At 50.2% G+C, this 15,399-nt stretch carries 19 protein-coding genes; 6 read left to right on the top strand and 13 right to left on the bottom strand.

Annotated elements, in window-relative coordinates:
* Nucleotides 1–3: 3 nt before the first annotated feature.
* The 7 genes from V3851_RS23970 to V3851_RS24000 form a co-directional block, all read right to left on the bottom strand.
* Complete coding sequence (locus V3851_RS23970) at nt 4–573, bottom strand: manganese catalase family protein (protein ID WP_331848980.1); 570 nt, start codon at nt 571–573, stop codon at nt 4–6.
* Nucleotides 574–627: 54 nt separating this feature from the next.
* Nucleotides 628–903, bottom strand: a complete 276-nt coding sequence (locus V3851_RS23975; protein WP_331848981.1) for a spore coat protein CotJB — start codon at nt 901–903, stop codon at nt 628–630.
* Nucleotides 904–907: 4 nt separating this feature from the next.
* Nucleotides 908–1,126 carry a spore coat associated protein CotJA gene (locus V3851_RS23980; protein ID WP_331848997.1) on the bottom strand — a complete coding sequence of 73 codons (219 nt, stop codon included), beginning with the start codon at nt 1,124–1,126 and terminating at the stop codon, nt 908–910.
* Between the two features lie 223 nt (nt 1,127–1,349).
* Complete coding sequence (locus V3851_RS23985; RefSeq protein ID WP_331848982.1) at nt 1,350–2,723, bottom strand: hemolysin family protein; 1,374 nt, start codon at nt 2,721–2,723, stop codon at nt 1,350–1,352.
* A gap of 17 nt (nt 2,724–2,740) precedes the next feature.
* Nucleotides 2,741–3,877: a radical SAM/CxCxxxxC motif protein YfkAB gene (yfkAB, locus tag V3851_RS23990; protein WP_331848983.1), complete on the bottom strand. Its 1,137-nt coding sequence runs from the start codon at nt 3,875–3,877 to the stop codon at nt 2,741–2,743.
* Nucleotides 3,878–3,972: 95 nt separating this feature from the next.
* On the bottom strand, nt 3,973–5,073 hold the full coding sequence (locus V3851_RS23995; protein WP_331848984.1) for an HD-GYP domain-containing protein: 1,101 nt from the start codon (nt 5,071–5,073) through the stop codon (nt 3,973–3,975).
* A 114-nt stretch (nt 5,074–5,187) separates the two neighbouring features.
* Nucleotides 5,188–6,630, bottom strand: coding sequence for a bifunctional metallophosphatase/5'-nucleotidase (locus tag V3851_RS24000; protein ID WP_331848985.1), 1,443 nt, complete (start codon nt 6,628–6,630; stop codon nt 5,188–5,190).
* Between the two features lie 169 nt (nt 6,631–6,799).
* Here V3851_RS24000 and V3851_RS24005 point away from each other — a divergent pair, with 169 nt between their 5' ends.
* From V3851_RS24005 to V3851_RS24015, 3 genes are all read left to right on the top strand, one after another.
* Nucleotides 6,800–7,537, top strand: a complete 738-nt coding sequence (locus tag V3851_RS24005; RefSeq protein WP_331848986.1) for a molybdenum cofactor biosynthesis protein — start codon at nt 6,800–6,802, stop codon at nt 7,535–7,537.
* A gap of 103 nt (nt 7,538–7,640) precedes the next feature.
* Nucleotides 7,641–8,687 carry an HD-GYP domain-containing protein gene (locus tag V3851_RS24010; protein WP_331848987.1) on the top strand — a complete coding sequence of 349 codons (1,047 nt, stop codon included), beginning with the start codon at nt 7,641–7,643 and terminating at the stop codon, nt 8,685–8,687.
* A gap of 114 nt (nt 8,688–8,801) precedes the next feature.
* Nucleotides 8,802–9,005, top strand: a complete 204-nt coding sequence (locus V3851_RS24015; protein WP_331848988.1) for a hypothetical protein — start codon at nt 8,802–8,804, stop codon at nt 9,003–9,005.
* Between the two features lie 261 nt (nt 9,006–9,266).
* On the opposite strand, the gene V3851_RS24020 is transcribed toward V3851_RS24015, so the two are convergent.
* A complete protein-coding gene (locus V3851_RS24020) occupies nt 9,267–9,581 on the bottom strand; it encodes a hypothetical protein (protein ID WP_331848989.1) in 315 nt (104 codons plus the stop codon).
* A gap of 141 nt (nt 9,582–9,722) precedes the next feature.
* Between V3851_RS24020 and V3851_RS24025 the strand changes: the two genes are divergently transcribed.
* The gene (locus V3851_RS24025) at nt 9,723–9,989 is read left to right on the top strand and encodes an SHOCT domain-containing protein (protein ID WP_331848990.1); all 267 of its coding nucleotides are present in this window, start codon (nt 9,723–9,725) and stop codon (nt 9,987–9,989) included.
* Nucleotides 9,990–10,272: 283 nt separating this feature from the next.
* On the top strand, nt 10,273–10,509 hold the full coding sequence (locus V3851_RS24030; protein ID WP_331848991.1) for a hypothetical protein: 237 nt from the start codon (nt 10,273–10,275) through the stop codon (nt 10,507–10,509).
* 41 nt (nt 10,510–10,550) lie between these two features.
* Here the strand turns inward: V3851_RS24030 and V3851_RS24035 are convergent, their stop codons facing one another.
* The 4 genes from V3851_RS24035 to V3851_RS24050 form a co-directional block, all read right to left on the bottom strand.
* Nucleotides 10,551–10,832 (bottom strand): hypothetical protein, encoded by a 282-nt coding sequence (locus V3851_RS24035; RefSeq protein WP_331848992.1) that lies wholly within the window; start codon nt 10,830–10,832, stop codon nt 10,551–10,553.
* A 134-nt stretch (nt 10,833–10,966) separates the two neighbouring features.
* On the bottom strand, nt 10,967–11,671 hold the full coding sequence (locus tag V3851_RS24040) for a M15 family metallopeptidase (protein WP_331848993.1): 705 nt from the start codon (nt 11,669–11,671) through the stop codon (nt 10,967–10,969).
* Nucleotides 11,640–12,077: a phage holin family protein gene (locus tag V3851_RS24045; protein ID WP_414859351.1), complete on the bottom strand. Its 438-nt coding sequence runs from the start codon at nt 12,075–12,077 to the stop codon at nt 11,640–11,642. Before V3851_RS24045 ends, V3851_RS24040 begins: the two co-directional genes overlap by 32 nt.
* Nucleotides 12,078–12,144: 67 nt before the next feature.
* Nucleotides 12,145–13,137 carry a tyrosine-type recombinase/integrase gene (locus V3851_RS24050; RefSeq protein ID WP_331848995.1) on the bottom strand — a complete coding sequence of 331 codons (993 nt, stop codon included), beginning with the start codon at nt 13,135–13,137 and terminating at the stop codon, nt 12,145–12,147.
* A 106-nt stretch (nt 13,138–13,243) separates the two neighbouring features.
* On the opposite strand from V3851_RS24050, the gene V3851_RS24055 reads away from it, so the two are divergent.
* Nucleotides 13,244–13,405 (top strand): CopG family ribbon-helix-helix protein, encoded by a 162-nt coding sequence (locus V3851_RS24055; protein WP_331848996.1) that lies wholly within the window; start codon nt 13,244–13,246, stop codon nt 13,403–13,405.
* 59 nt (nt 13,406–13,464) lie between these two features.
* On the opposite strand, the gene V3851_RS24060 is transcribed toward V3851_RS24055, so the two are convergent.
* On the bottom strand, nt 13,465–15,399 hold a 1,935-nt coding region (locus V3851_RS24060; RefSeq protein WP_331846305.1), incomplete at its 5' end, for a metallophosphoesterase family protein.

The following is a 15,399-nucleotide window of genomic DNA, read 5'->3' on the forward strand; positions in this document are numbered from 1 at the left end:
TCGTTAAAATATCCGTTTCTGATCCCGGCTGTCCTTCAGGATTTCCACCGCTTCGCGGAAACGCATCGAGTGGACGACCTCGCGCTCGCGCAGGAATTTCAGGCCGTCCTGCAGGTCGACGTCATCGGTCATGTCGATCAGCCACTGGTATGTAGCCCGGGCCTTTTCTTCCGCCGCAATATCCTCATAGAGGTCGGCGATCGGGTCGCCTTTGGCTTGGATATAAGTAGCCGTAAACGGTACTCCGCTGGCATTTTCGTAGAAAAGAGCCTTATCATGGTTGACATAATGGGGAGCCAATCCTGCCGCCTTCAACTCTTCCATAGTTGCATCCTTCGTCAGCTTATAGACCATGGTGGCAATCATTTCCAGGTGTGCGAATTCCTCGGTGGCTATATCGTTGAGTACACCGATTACCTTATCCGGGATCGTATATCTTTGATTCATGTAACGCAGGGCGGCGGCCAATTCTCCATCGGCTCCTCCATACTGCTCTTGGAGCAATTTAGCCATACCGATATCACATTTGCCCACACGGACCGGATATTGCAGCTTTTTCTCATAGATCCACATTGCTTTGCGTTAACCTCCTTTAGACATTCTGTGCAGCTAAAGATAGGCAGGTAGTTATACCTGCCACGGCCATGGGGGTTCCGACCATTGCCACGGGAACTTGGAATAGGCGCGGCCGAAATTTTGCAATGGACCATAAAGCTGCTGAAAATGGTTGGCCAGCTGCGTTCTTTCCTGAGTCAATTGATTGAACTGCTGAATGGAAGCCAAGTCGTCCGGATGCGTGTCGAGAAACAGATTGAGCTCAACCAGCACAAAATCAAGCGCCTGCAGCTTCTCCAGCAATGCGTAGTACTCCGGATCGTAATTCGGTTTGGAAGTGGAATTCATGTCATCACCGTCCTTTTCCCCATCTGGATTCATAGGGACTGTACAAAGCGGGCCACAAAGTTCCATGCCTTAAAGCTTCTTCGGGAGTAAATTGCGGCAGGTTCAACGGCTGAAAGCAAATATATAACTGCGGCGGAGTGCTGAAGGTTTTACAGGTAATGGGAGGGCATGGATCAAAGGGGCCGATAAACGGAGCATAAGAATGCTCATTGGGAAAACTCAAATGAGGTTCCTCCTTTACGGGATTTCCTGTATCGGCAAAGGACAAGGTCTTCCTTCGCCTCCTCATCATTAACATATGACATTCGCCCAGATTATGAACCCGGTTTCTTAAGAAAAAGGCAAAATCCCGCAGGAAAATGCCGAGGGACATTCAGCCGGCGCAAATAAGGCTGTCTCTCATGGTGTTGTACCTTGAGAGACAGCCCTTGATTGAATGCCGCCGGTTATACCCCCGGCTCAAATTCCTGCTGGCCTTTGTCCGGCGCTTTTTGCTTAATCAGCTTCACCCGGGTAATCCGCAGCCGGCCGGATTCCGCGACTTCAAAGGTGACATCGCCGACGACCTTTTTCTTGCCCTTCGCCGGCACGCCGTCCAGCTCCTTGAACAGCCAGCCGCCGACGGAATCGACCTCCTCGTCTTCAATGTCGATCCCCATCAGGTCGTTGACGTCTTCGAGCAGCATGCGGCCGTCGACGGAATAGACGCCCTCGCCGAGCTTCTCCACCTCGGGGCGCTCATCCTCGAATTCGTCATGCAGATCGCCGACGATTTCCTCGAGAATTTCCTCGACCGTCAGCAGCCCGGCCGTTCCCCCGTATTCGTCGACGACCAGTGTTAGCTGGGAATGCTTCTTCTGCATCAGCCGCAGCACGTGGCTGACCTCCATCGATTCGGGTACATTGAGAATCGGCCGCACCATATCGGCCAGATTCAGCGGATGATCGGACTCCGGCAGCAACAGGTCCGTGATATGCACAAACCCGATGATCTGGTCCTTATCTTCCACGGCCACAGGGTAGCGCGAATGCTTCGTGTCCGCGACGATCTTCATGTTTTCTTCCCAGGACAGATTCGTGTACAGGCAGTCCATATCGGTGCGGGGCAGCATGACTTCACGGGCGAGCATATCCGAGAAATCGAAAATATTGTCCATCAGCTTCATTTCGTCCTTGTCGATCACCCCGCTTTTCGCGCTCTGATTCATCAGAATGCGAATTTCCTCTTCGGAGTGAGCCGCTTCCCCTTCGCCCGCCGGCTCGATGCCGATCAGACGGATCATGGAGTTCGCGGCCGTATTCAGCAGCCAAATGACCGGCAGAAACAGCTTATAGAAGAACAGCAGCGGAGCGGAAAGCCAGAGCGAAGCGGTCTCCGACTTCTGGATCGCGATCGATTTCGGAGCCAGTTCGCCGATAACGATATGTAGAAACGTAATGATCGCAAACCCGACCGCCACCGAAACGGTCGAAATCAAAGTCGGATCGGAAACCCCCATTTTGTGCATTAATGGCTCGATCAGCAGTTCGGAAACGGCCGGCTCCCCGACCCAGCCGAGTCCGAGCGAAGCCAGCGTAATCCCGAGCTGGGTTGCCGACAAATAGGCATCCAGCTTCTTATTGACCCTTAGCGCGTAAACGGCGCGTTTATTGCCTTCGCTGACGAGCTGCGTCAGCCGCGATTGACGCACCTTGACGAGCGAGAATTCCGCAGCGACAAAAAAGCCGTTCATCAGCACGAGAATGAGAACGATAAACAAGTTCAAGAACAGTTTGCCGAATTCAAAATCGGTATGCGCCTGGGTTATGGCATAGTGCATGTAACGTTGCCTTCTTTCTATAGTGTGATCGCTGTACGGGATTTGAAATCGATATCTTTATAATACATGTCGGCGACCAGCAAATTCGGTCCGCAGCATCCCACCGCGTCGCAGTGGCAGTTGACTTTCCGGTTCAGCGGATGATCGTCCCGCCATTTGGCGAATATATCGTCCAGCTTCGCTTCCTTCACATTGCCGAACGCCGGAATGGCCGCAAAGTCGGTCACATAAACATCGCCGGTGAACATATTGACATTGACCCGGTTTCTGCCGTCCGGGTCGTTCCGGACCGTGACGTTCGGCTCCTTGCGCAATCGCCGCAGCAATTCCGCGTCCTCGCCATTGCCGTTGCAGGCAAAGAACGGCAGCGTGCCGAACAGCATCCACAGGTCGGGATCGCGGTCGTCCAGCAGGGAATGAATGGCCCGGCGCATATCCGCCAAAGGAAGCACCGGCAAGCCTTCGGCAAAATCGGCCGCGTACATCGGATGAACTTCATGGCGGCGGCAGCCCATCTCGACGATCAGCCGGTGTATTTCCGGCAGCTTTTCGTGGGTGCGGTAATTGATCATCGACTCCGCAGAAATGAACATTCCCGCTTCGCTTAGTCTCCGGGCATTCTCCATCATTTTGTTATACATGCGGTAGGCGGTCTCGGCATTCACCGGGTGGCCGCTGCGGGCAAATCCGACCTCATGGAAATCGCGCTCGCTGGTATAGTTGAACGATATATGCATTACGTCCAGATAAGGAAGCAGCTTCTCGTACCGCTCGTAATCCAGCGTTAAATTGGAGTTGATCTGAGAGCGGATCCCCCGCGATTTGGCGTATTGCAGCAGCGGCACAATCACCTCGTCCACCGTCTGGCGGCGGAAGGTCGGTTCCCCTCCCGTAATGCTGATTGTACGCAAATTCTCCACCTGGTCCAGCGATTTCAGCATCAAGGACAAAGGAATTTGCTCCGGCTCCTTGAGCACGAGGCTGTCGCCGACCGCGCAATGCTCGCAGCGCATATTGCAGAGATTGGTAACCGTCATTTCCACACTGGTCAGCACATGCCGGCCGAATTCGCGCAGCGACACGATCGGGTCCCAAGGATCGTAGCTCGGGGATATGTCGCGGAGCTCATCCGTATTATGATTGTCTATTTTCATCATTTTCTCACCTTATTTCATTTATTAACCTAAAAAAGGAGAAAATGCACCTGCCGGTGCAGCCTCTCCGCTTTTGTCCGATGGCCGTTAAGAGATCAGCCCTCCGGTTTATCTTCCATTCCGTCGACATTCGTAATCACTACGGATAACTGATTTCTTAAGTCCACATCGAAAGGCGACTTCACTTCCGCGCCAAGCGGATCGTTCAGAATGCGGATCACGGGACGGTGCGGAACATCCTTATGAATCTTTACCACAACGCCTTTCTCGCCGGTGTTCAGCGTCACCGTCATTCCGAGCGGATAGATGGCCACATGGTCACGGAACACCTCCAGCTTGGATTTCTCATACCATTCCCCGCTGCCGGTATACAGCACTTCCAACGCTTGGTGGGGAAGCATGGCAGGACGGTATACGCGATGAGTCGTCATGGCGTCGTATGCGTCGGTAATTGCGATCCAGCGGGCGAATTCGGAGATTTCCTCTCCCTTCAGCCCCCGCGGGTAGCCGGTCCCGTTGATCCGCTCATGATGCTGGAACGCGCAGTGCGCGGATTTCAGCGGGATCCCGGGCTCATCCTTGAGCAGCCGGAAGCCTATTTCCGGATGCTTTTTGATCTGTTCGAACTCCGCGTCGGTTAAGCGCGACGGTTTGTTGAGCAATTCGAGCGGGAGTTTGGTTTTCCCGATATCGTGAAGCATCGCCCCGAGGCCAAGCAGAGTTAAATCATCCTTGCTGTAACCATGAATCTGTCCCAGTAAAATGGTATAAACGCAAACATTCAAAGAATGCCGGTATAAATACTGATCCATACTGTTGATGTTCATCATCATAATCATAGCGTCTTCGCGCGAGCTGAGATCGTCCATGATGGATTCGACCAGATTGGTAAATGCTTTTCCCAAACGCGGGTAAACGATGCCTTTTACGGCGGGCTGCATCATTTCTTTAAAGCTGGTACGGATTTCCCGGAGCGCCCGTCGTCGCGTCTCATCCTCGATCATATCCTGAATGACGATGTCATCGGTCCGCGGATCGGCGACATAGACCAAATCCAGCCCATGGGCGCGCAAGCGGCGGATAATCGCCTCGCTAAGCTCCGCGTTTTCCGATAATAATACGACTCCGTCTTCACTGTATATTTTTTTGCCGAGCTTCATGCCGGGCTGTAAAGAGCTCACAGGTATTAGGCGCAAAGAACCACATCCGTCTCATTGTTTGCTGTCATCTTAAGGTGCATATTGCGAAAATAGAAAAAACTTCTATTATTATAGAATACTATGTAATCATCCGGAATGCATCCAAAGTTTTTATACCCGGTCTATTTTCCATCTTGGCAGGAAGCAGTTTTCCACCGCGCCGGCCGTTTGAAGTTCGGTTTTAAGCAGGTCCCTGATAAAATCGGGCAGCAAATACTGCAAATCCTCGCCGTTCTTCAACCGTTCGTAGCCGATCCCGAACGTAAACATATCCAACGTCCCGACGATATACGTTTTCTCCGGGGAAATCGGTACCCCCTGGACGCTGGCCCGAATGATTTTATGAAAAGGCCGTCCGGCCGGGTCGTGCACGATCTCCATCCCGTCCACGCAGATGCCGCCGAGGACTTTGCCGCGGAAACCGAAGCCGGAGATGGCCTTTGTGTTAATATCCACAAGGAGAGATTCCTCCAGGCTGTACAAAATGTCCTCCCCGCTCAGTGCCATCCGGCAGGGATTGATGGGAGACGGGCAGCGTTCATGCAGCATCCCTTCGCTGATCTCCCCTGCGGGCAGATCGGCAAGCAGTTGACCGCTGTTTACTATCGCCAGCTCGCTGCCCGTATATCTTCTCACCGCTTGCGCCAAAAGATTGCCGAACGCCGATTCGGCATCATAACGGACGGGCAGCTCCCGCTCGGTCACGGCGACGGTACGGTTTAACCGCCGCTTGGCCGCTTTCCGGTGAATGGCGATAGCATTTACGACACTGCTGCTTTCCGCACCCGCTTCCACCGGGATACAGCGTCCGCCCGCGATAACCGGTTTGCCGCTCGCGGGATCCTTCCTAACAGTGACGGTTCCGAGATACCGGCCGAATTTGCCCGCGGCCGTGATGGCCGTCGTTCCGACGAACAGCGGCTCCTCCAGCAAATGATGCGTGTGCCCGCCGATGATCAGATCGATGCCGGGAACCGTCTCCGCGAGCTCCCGGTCCATCGGAAGACCCAAATGGGACAGGACCACGATCAGATCGGCCTGTTCCCGCAGCTTACGTACCGATGCGGCGATCGCGACTTTCGGGTCGAGCGCTTCAAGGCCAAGCAAACGGTAAAACGCCGGATAAGACGCCGTTGCGCCGACCAAACCGATCGTCAGCCCGCCGCGCCGGATGATCAGATGCTCCTTCATCCATTCCGGCGGTTGGCCCGTGGCCGTCTCGCGGATATTGCCGCAAATGACCGGGCAAGCCAATCCGGCATAGGCTCGGCCCAATAATTCGGGCGTAAAGGTAAGACCCTCGTTGTTCCCGATCGTGATCGCATCGTATCCTGTCAGGTTAAGCACATCGACATTCGCTTGCCCCATCGTCCCTTCCGTCTCTACGGCGGCGCGGTCCATATGGTCCCCTATATCAAGCAGCAGGACGGAAGTATGGGGCTGGGCCCGCTGGTTGTCGACCATGGCGGCAATCCGGCCCATGGCGCCGAAATGGCTGTGCAAGTCATTGGTGAAAACAATCGTTAACGTTTCTTGATCCGTCTCCGGCTGCATTACCCGGGCCTCCTTGTTGTCCTCATAAAAGTATCTCAACTCTATATGAATACTCCGGATTAATTAATGAATAATTATTTATAAGAAATATTATATACCTTAAAATAAAATATTGTCTTCTTTATATGATATATTAAAATAGTTTCAAATCCATTCGAGGTGAATAAACATGATCATAACGATATCTCTGTTCGCAGGCCTGGCCGACCGGATCGGTACGTCAAGCCTGAAATTTTCCTGCAAAGATACGGAGATGAACGCCGGGCGGCTGAAGCGGCTTCTGGCCGAGGCGTACCCCGATGCCTCCTCCCTGATCGCCGTGTCCTTTGTCGCCGTCAACCAGGAATACGCCTTGGACTACCAGCCCATATCCGAGCAGGACGAGGTCGCTCTTATCCCGCCGGTCTCGGGCGGAGAACCTATGAGCGAGGACAAACGTGCTCACGAGAGCGCCGACGGCTTGTTCGTCATTACGGAGGACGAGCTGTCCGTCGAGGCGGTCACCGCTAAAGTCATTACGGCGAATCACGGGGCAACCCTCACCTTTACCGGTACGACGCGCGAGATGACCGGTGAACAACGGACCGTCCATTTGGAATACGAGGCCTATGTTCCGATGGCTTTATCCAAATTGCGGCAGATCGGCGCCGAGATCGGCGAGCAGTGGCCCGGAACCCTCTGCGCGATCAGCCACCGGATCGGCCGGGTGGATATTGCCGAGGCTAGCGTAGTCATCGCGGTATCCTCACCGCATCGGGCGGGCTGCTACGAAGCCAGCCGTTACGCTATTGAAAGACTGAAGCAAATCGTCCCGATCTGGAAGAAAGAGTCCTGGGAAGACGGCGCCGAGTGGAAAGGCCATGGCCTGGGCCCTTGGGACCCGTCGGCACCGGGAATACTGACCTAACCCGGGAACCGCCGGAGTCCCTTTGTCCCAAAATCATAATTGTCAACCCAATTATTTCCTGTTATGATAAAGAAAATTGTAAATAATTGAGGTGTCATCATCCTTGAAAGCGCATATTATGGATCTTAGTCCGGGCGATCGTCTGGAGTCCGATGTTTTCAATCATTTTGGGGTGCTGGTCCTCCAGAAGGATAAAGAACTGACCAACGATGCGATCGTCAGGCTCATGCAGCACGGTATCGATTATGTCGATATCGTCCCGCACACACCGGATGTCCAGGTCCCCGTGGCACAAGGTGCTCCGGAGCACGTTCAAAAGGTAAAGCCCTATTTTGACGATGCCGTCGACGGATTTGAAGCGATCTTTCTGGAATCGCTTTCCAGCGGTACTTTTGATGAACGCAAAGTCGATCAAATGCTACAGCCCATGTTGAATCAGTTAGTGGTCCAGAAAGACGTGGTTTCTCTTCTGCTTATGGTGAATGACAACGACAACTATACATATAACCACTCTTTGCAAGTCGGAATGCTTTCTTATTATATCGCTTCCTGGCTCGGTTATCCCAAGGATGAAGCGAATGCCGCAGGGAAAGCGGGATACTTGATCGATATCGGCAAGAGCATGGTGCCCCAGGATATTTTGCATAAACCCGGCAAACTTACGGAAACCGAATTCGCCGAGATTAAACGTCATACAGTGTACGGTCACGACATTATTATGAAATCGACCGGAGACGAGCTATCCGCTCTCGTGGCTTTGCAGCACCATGAACGGGAAGACGGAAGCGGTTACCCCAAAGGCTTGACCGAACACGAAATCCACCCATTCGCCAAAATCGCGGCCGTCGCCGATGTTTACTCCGCTATGACCTCCAACAGAGTATATCAGTCTAAGCGGGAGCTCCTGTCCGTCCTGCGGGAATTGAACAGCCTGAGCTTCGGCAAGCTGAGCCCGGAACCGACGCAAGCACTCATCAGCCATCTTCTCCCGAATTTCATCGGCAAAAGAGTTCTGCTCAGCACCGGCGAAGTCGGCTCGATCATCATGACCAATCAGACCGATTTCTTCAGACCGCTCATCCAGACGGATACCAAATTCATCGATTTGTCCAAGGAGCGCGAAATCACCATCGAAGATGTCTATATCTAACTTGCCGGTAAACCTAAATCCACTCTCTTATTTTTCGATAAATAGGAGAGTGGATTTAGTTTCAGGCTCCTTTTTCCGATATAAAATGGAGTGATACTTAGAGAGGGTGGCATAATGGACAGCATGCACGAATTAAAAATGGCCGTCACACTGGAGCATGAGGTTGTCTTGACATTGGAGAGCGGAGAATCGGTCGTGGGCTTGCCGAAGTGGGGTTCAAATCCGGAAAAGGTACAAATCAGGACGATCGAAGGCGCCGTATGGCTGATGCTTGACGAAGTTAAGCATGTCACGCGGATCATCCCGTTTCAATTTTAAATAGTCACTATAAATAAAAACGTGTCTACCTTTCCGTACTAAAGGTGCGGAGTGAAGGCGGGCACGTTTTTCGCTCTCCTCTTTTTTGTCTGACTAAGGATTAAAAACTATGTTGCAGTAGGAGCACCCGATAGATTCTCAATGTCCGTCGATCCAAAAATCAGCAGTGTGATCACAATAATCAGCAGAATATTGTTGGCAAAATTTTCTCCGTCAAATTCGCTCATTCCTTTAACCACCCTTCATGATTAATCATATTATTCAGCCGGAATTGCCTGTTTTTTTCTTCAATGCCTCCATAATATCGTTTAAGGTCATATTTCCGTTTTCATTCATAAAATTCACCAATTTATCGACACTGTCATTGCCGGTAGTTTTAAATTTGCCGACAAGGCTGACAAATAGAGAGGCATCGGTATATAACTGCACCGAATCCACCTTGAGTTTCCCGGTCAACAGCAACGCCGCGACCGTCAGTTCCAGTTTTTTATTCCCTCGAAAAATGGGAAGGGAATTATTCTGTCCGCTTTTTTGCGCCCGTTTATTTCGTTTGTTTTTTTGCGGTTGAGCAGCCATTCTTCCTTCCCCCATAATTTGAAACGCTATTAATGAGACATATTTATTGCAAATTATTATATTCACCAAGATGGATTTTAGTGAGGGACAACAAAAATTCAATGAAATTAGTAAAAAAGTAATAGATACGAAATCCTGATTTTGGTCAAACGTCTCACTAAGACTAATGATTATTTATTCGATGAAAATACCATAGTTATCAACAATAACAAACATTATGAAGATTTAAAAAGAATCGAGCAATTAATTTATAAGTTACAAAACGAGCCGGCTCCGGTTGCTCCGACAAACCAATCGGGTGAAGATGCATTTACAAAACTCGAAAAATTAGCTCAACTAAAAGAACAGGGTATAATTAGTGCCGAAGAATTCGAGGCTAAGAAAAAAGAAATATTGTCTCAAGTATAAAAAACAAAGCCCGCTGACCTATATGGACAGCGGGCTTTGCATTGTTAAACTTATCCGATGGAACCTTCCATCTCTACTTCATCACAGCGAAATTGGGCCAGGAATGCGCATAAAACAACATTTTCGCGCAAACAAGCGTTCTTATTTTTCGTCTTTTGGTCTCGTTTTCGTATCAAACGGTATCACGAGCGGTATCAAAATTCTAAAATAAGACGCCCCAGCCACACATTCGATGAGGGAACAATAAATAAATTTTCCTTCATTAATTATGGAGGGTTGTCTGATGAAGTTAAGTGACTTGAAACCAGGCTTACCGATCCAGATTATTGCCGACCACCCAAACGGTTACGGCGGCCGCAAAGGTAAAGTGATCGCCATCGGAACGTTTGAGGGTGGCCCGAAGGCGATCAGCGTATTGGTCGATATTTACGAAGCGTGTTTACTTGTTGTTGAGCCGGAGGGGCTGGATCCCGTCGAGCCGGATCCGCTCCCGCCCGGATGGGCAGAGATTGAGGTATAAAGCAAAAGACCACAGAGGCGATATGCTTCCGTGGTCTTTTGCTAGTAGTTCATGAAGTAATCGACATTGTTACCCCGGTTCCGGGGCTTTGGCGTTGTCGGCACGTCTCTTTCCCAGGCTTCCAGGATTACGATCGTTTCCAGCGCCGGCCGATCCGGCCAAAAGATATATTCCTTTTCAACTAACCCGCTGAGCCCGTGCTCGATATCAGCATATCGACGGCCGATCATTCGCTCCAGTTCGGCCTTTGTCGGCATACGATGAGTGCGGAGATTATAATTTGAGAGGACACGGAGCAGTTTTCTTTCAAGATCGCTTAACATTTTATCACCCCAAATACGAACATATATTCTTATTATATTTCGCCTTAAGGTAATTATCAAACATAAAAAAGCCCCGCCAGCACAAAGCCAGCGGAGCTTTTTACCGATTCTTTCGGATTTGTTTATATAATAACCTATTTTTTGGAATTGCGCAATCCAACGGCCAACGTCCGCCATCCTTCTGTCGTAAACTCCGGCTCACTGATTAATCCGCCCAGGTCCGCCGAGCCAAACTCGTCCACAAACCACTTCGGTGCCGGTACTTTCGCGGTCACCTTCTCCAGCTCCACCACCCTGGTTACCAGTTTATCAAAGGCCGCTTTTTCCGCTGCTGTCATGCCTTCATCATCCTCCCTATTAATTTTAGCTAGGGCTTTTGCCATGGCCGTCTCAGTCGGCTTCCGTCCCGCCCTGTATTGAGCCGTGGTTAAGCCGAAACACATCTCAAAATGCGGATAGTCTTTAAAGCTCTTCCAATCGCCTCCCCACTCAAAACCGAGAGACTTGGCGATCTCCACGACTCCCATCCAATCTTTGCCGACGGTCCAAGATACGTTTTTACCATCGGGCATCAGTAAGCAAAAATCAATCGCCACGCCAAAGTTATGGTTGCTGTAGCCGCCGCGGGCGTTGGTCACGATCTGCCCGGGCTTGGTACGGCCTTGGGCATATAGGGCGTCTTGCTCCGCAATCGTCCGTAGCCCCTGGGTAATCAGGATCGGCACGCCTCGGGCAAATGAGCGTTCTATCAACCTCTCCGCCGCTTGCCGGACGACAGGATGCAGGCCGGATAACTTCGGGACCGATTTACTCTTTACGTACTCCAGAGTCAGAGCCATTGTCCGTCGAGCCTCCCTTCCCCTGAAGAATCGCAATCGCCTTTTGCAATCCCGGAGGGATCGGCGCACCAAGCCGTCCCGCGTTTTCGAGCAGGCTCAGTAGCTCATTGGAGAGATAAAAGAATATCGCGGCATCGCGGAATAGATGTGCATCACCCAAGGCGCTATCAACCAAGTGGGCCACGGCCACAATGGCAAAGATCATCACCTTTTTGGCGATCCCCCACCCGCCGATCCTGCTGCTGAGCTTACCCTCTTGGGCAGCGGCAGCCACCCCGGAAACATAATCGATTACGACGAAAGCCAACAGGATATTGAGCAACGGCGACCATCCTCCAAATAAGAATCCAGCTACGATACTGAGTGTCGGTAAAATTGCTTTAGCGAAGTTTTCCACCATTATCATCCTTTCAAATGTAATAGCCCCCGGATCGGCTCCGAGAGCAAAAAGAAAAACACGCCAGTTAGGCGTGTCATTGAACCAGGTATTTTTTATGCTGTTCTCGTTTGCGCTCCTCCGTGATCCGGGCATATCGAAGCGTCGTTTGTGGGTCGGAGTGCCCCATGAGCTCCTGAACGGCTACCAGCTCAGCTCCGTTGTTAAGCGTTAGTGTCGCGAAGGTGTGCCGGAGTACGTGAGGGCTTACTTTTCTGGCCAGTCCTGCTGCCTGGGCGATAACATCGATCTCCCGCTGAATTCCCCGGCGAGAGAGTCGTCGGTAAGGCCGCCGCTCCGTGACCATTAGCGCCTCGCCATCATCGGTTCGACTGGCCAGATACCGGTTCAAGTGGTACATCGCCTTGAACGAGAAATACACTTCCCTCTCCTTATTTCCTTTCCCAACAACCCGGCAACTCATTGACTGGTGATTGATGGCCGCTCGGTTCATCCCGAACACTTCAGATAGCCGGCAGCCAGTCGCGTACAGCACCTCGATAAATGCCCGCTGCCGAACTGTACGGCAGGCCTCCCTTAGCATCTCAAGCTCAGCCACGGTCAAGGCTTTCGGCAAGCGCTTTTCCTGCTTCGGCGTCTTGAGACGCGCTGACGGATCGCGCGGGATGATCTCCTCGGCCGTCAGCCAGCCGAAGAAGCTTTTTAGGACAGACAGCTTTCGTCCAACCGTACTCATCTTCAGGTGATCGAACTGGCCCAGGTACGCCCGGATATCTGCCGCAGTCACGGACTCCATTCGCTTTGTAACGTATCGGAAGAAAATTCGAAGCTCCAACTCGTACCCGGCGAGGGTAATCGGGCTAAGCCCTTCCAGCCGCTTCGCCGACAAGAACATACTGAGCTTTTCGTCAGAATCAGGATGAGGCTCATTTTCCTCCACCTTCTTGATATGGTATTTGGATATCACAGCGGATAGGATTGACTTGGTGCGTTCAGCATTAAACTCCGGCAATTTATCAGATAACACGGCCACAACGTCGGACAACAGCTGCTCACTCGCATTATTCATATTATCACCTCTAGGTTATATAACTTATATAACTAATATACAAACGTACATTCTAGTTGTCAAATATAAGTTATATAACCTATACTACCTTTGAGGAGATGATTGAATGCCGATAGATAAATCAAAAAACACTCAGATTCTCGTGACCTTTCCAAACGAAACGGTCGAGGAGATCGAAAAGTTTTGGCACGAAAGGCAACTGAAGAGCAGGAGTGAAGCAATACGAGAGCTCGTCAAAATTGCTTTGGAAAAAGAGCCGTCGGAATGATCCGGCAGCTCTTTTTTTATCTCCCTCGATGTTGCGCAGTATCGTCCTATTGCTCATAGCTAAAAGGAGAATTGACGATCACTACCCGCTCCAAATCGCTTATCGTATAACGTTCTGCTGTTAAAGTCAACTACGAACACGTCGAGAGCTTCTTCGGACAATGTATTTACCGTTCGCGTAGGGCTTTGATCGTTGTCTTTAAATGCTGCCGAACATAAGCAACTTACATACAAAACACCGTTAATTGTTATCGATGCGTCATAGTGTATATGACCGCTTATGACTGCGATCACATCACCAGGAGTGGAAAATGTTTTGTTGATATTGTACACGTAATCCGTAATTGTTCCGCTACCTTGATAACTCGAACCATTTTTATAAGCCTCGATTAGCCCCTTGATGGCCTCGCCGTTAATTTGATCAACGCTCCCAAAAATACCGTTGATCGGATGGTGCATAAAAATAATAACCCTCCATCCCGCGGGAGTCGCTAATGCCTCGTTTGCAAACCAACTTATTTGATCCTGACGGAATGCTGACTTGTTTTGAGATACATATTTGTTCGTACCATCTGGATTGGCGATATACGGATTATCTGATGAATTAAGAATGATCACCCTCGCTTTATGTCTTGCAATATCATAGTAATAATACCCTAGTGATCGATTGCTACCATCTTGCTCTATGTCATATTTTTCTGTCGGTTTTACAATACGCGCATACATCTCGTTAGGATTAATAACATCCGACAATAAGTTGCCGTGCTCGCTTGCATACCAGCTTCCATCGTCGTGGTTACCTTTGCAGACAAAAGACGGGCAACTATCGTCAAAAAATAAGCGCATAGCGTTCGTGATATCTGCGGCATTTCCTGCTTTTGCTTGGTCGCCGTCAACGATATCTCCACCATGCACTTTAAAATCAAACGATATATATTTTTGCAGATCACTGATGTTTTTTAAGTGCTGTAAAGATGCTTGTTTTTGAGTGAGACGATTAGTTGCATATGTGGCATAGTGCGTATCTGTGATATAACCAAACGTCAGAGTGTCCGGTGTTTGCAATTCTTTAACTCCCTCGGAAAACGATAAGAAGGAGTTGCTGAAGTGATCAGGTGCAACCAATAGTTTGCGCAACTGAGTTGCATCGGCAATTTCGGTGAATTGCCCGTATGTTCCATCAGTGAAGATGTTTCGCCACGCGATACAAGGGTTTGCAGCACTGCTAACCATGATAATCTGTACAAACCCCGACGAATGATCATAAGCCGGGATAATAACCCAAATACCTCTATTTTGCAATCGGGGCGGTAATGTGCTCGCATCAGTCATTGCGTTGTTTTCAGCTGTTGTAAGATACCAAAATCCTACCTTATTTAGTTGCAAGAACGATGTTGGTACAGGATTCAACGACGATATCCGTCTGCCTTTTCCGTCATTTTGAGTAAGGATCGTCTGATAATTAGTTTGGGCTTCCGTTTTGGTTAGTCTCAATGCCATATCTGATTGGAGCTGTACAACGATGTCGTCATTCGTTATTGTTCCTGTTGTTCCTCCTACCTCGACCCAACCTCTAAAATTGCTGCCGTCTGCGCCATGTACTACCCCGCGAAACTGCCGGTTGTCGTATCCAAATATAAAGTCGATCGTTTTTCGCCCGAAAACGCCTGGCCTTACGTGAATTTGAACATTGACAGTCTGTCCATCCCCAACAGCCGGCGGCAAGTTAGCTGTCTGACCACCTGTAACATTAAAGTTGTGGTACCCAGGAGGTAATTCCAAAATATCTCCAGTGTAGGTTCCACCTGATGTCGCTGTTGATCCGTTAGTAGGGTGTGCTGTACCGTCGTCCTGAGTAAGTTTATAGCGCTGTGTTAATGCTATAGCCGATGTGTTGGCGGATATCTGAGTGTTTGCGTCATCAATTTCATTCTGTAAATCAGATATTGCGGAGGTGATTTGTTGGTCTATCTCTTGCTCCAAATCCGCCAACTG

This window comes from Paenibacillus haidiansis (assembly GCF_036553665.1).
GTDB lineage: Bacteria > Bacillota > Bacilli > Paenibacillales > Paenibacillaceae > Fontibacillus > Fontibacillus haidiansis.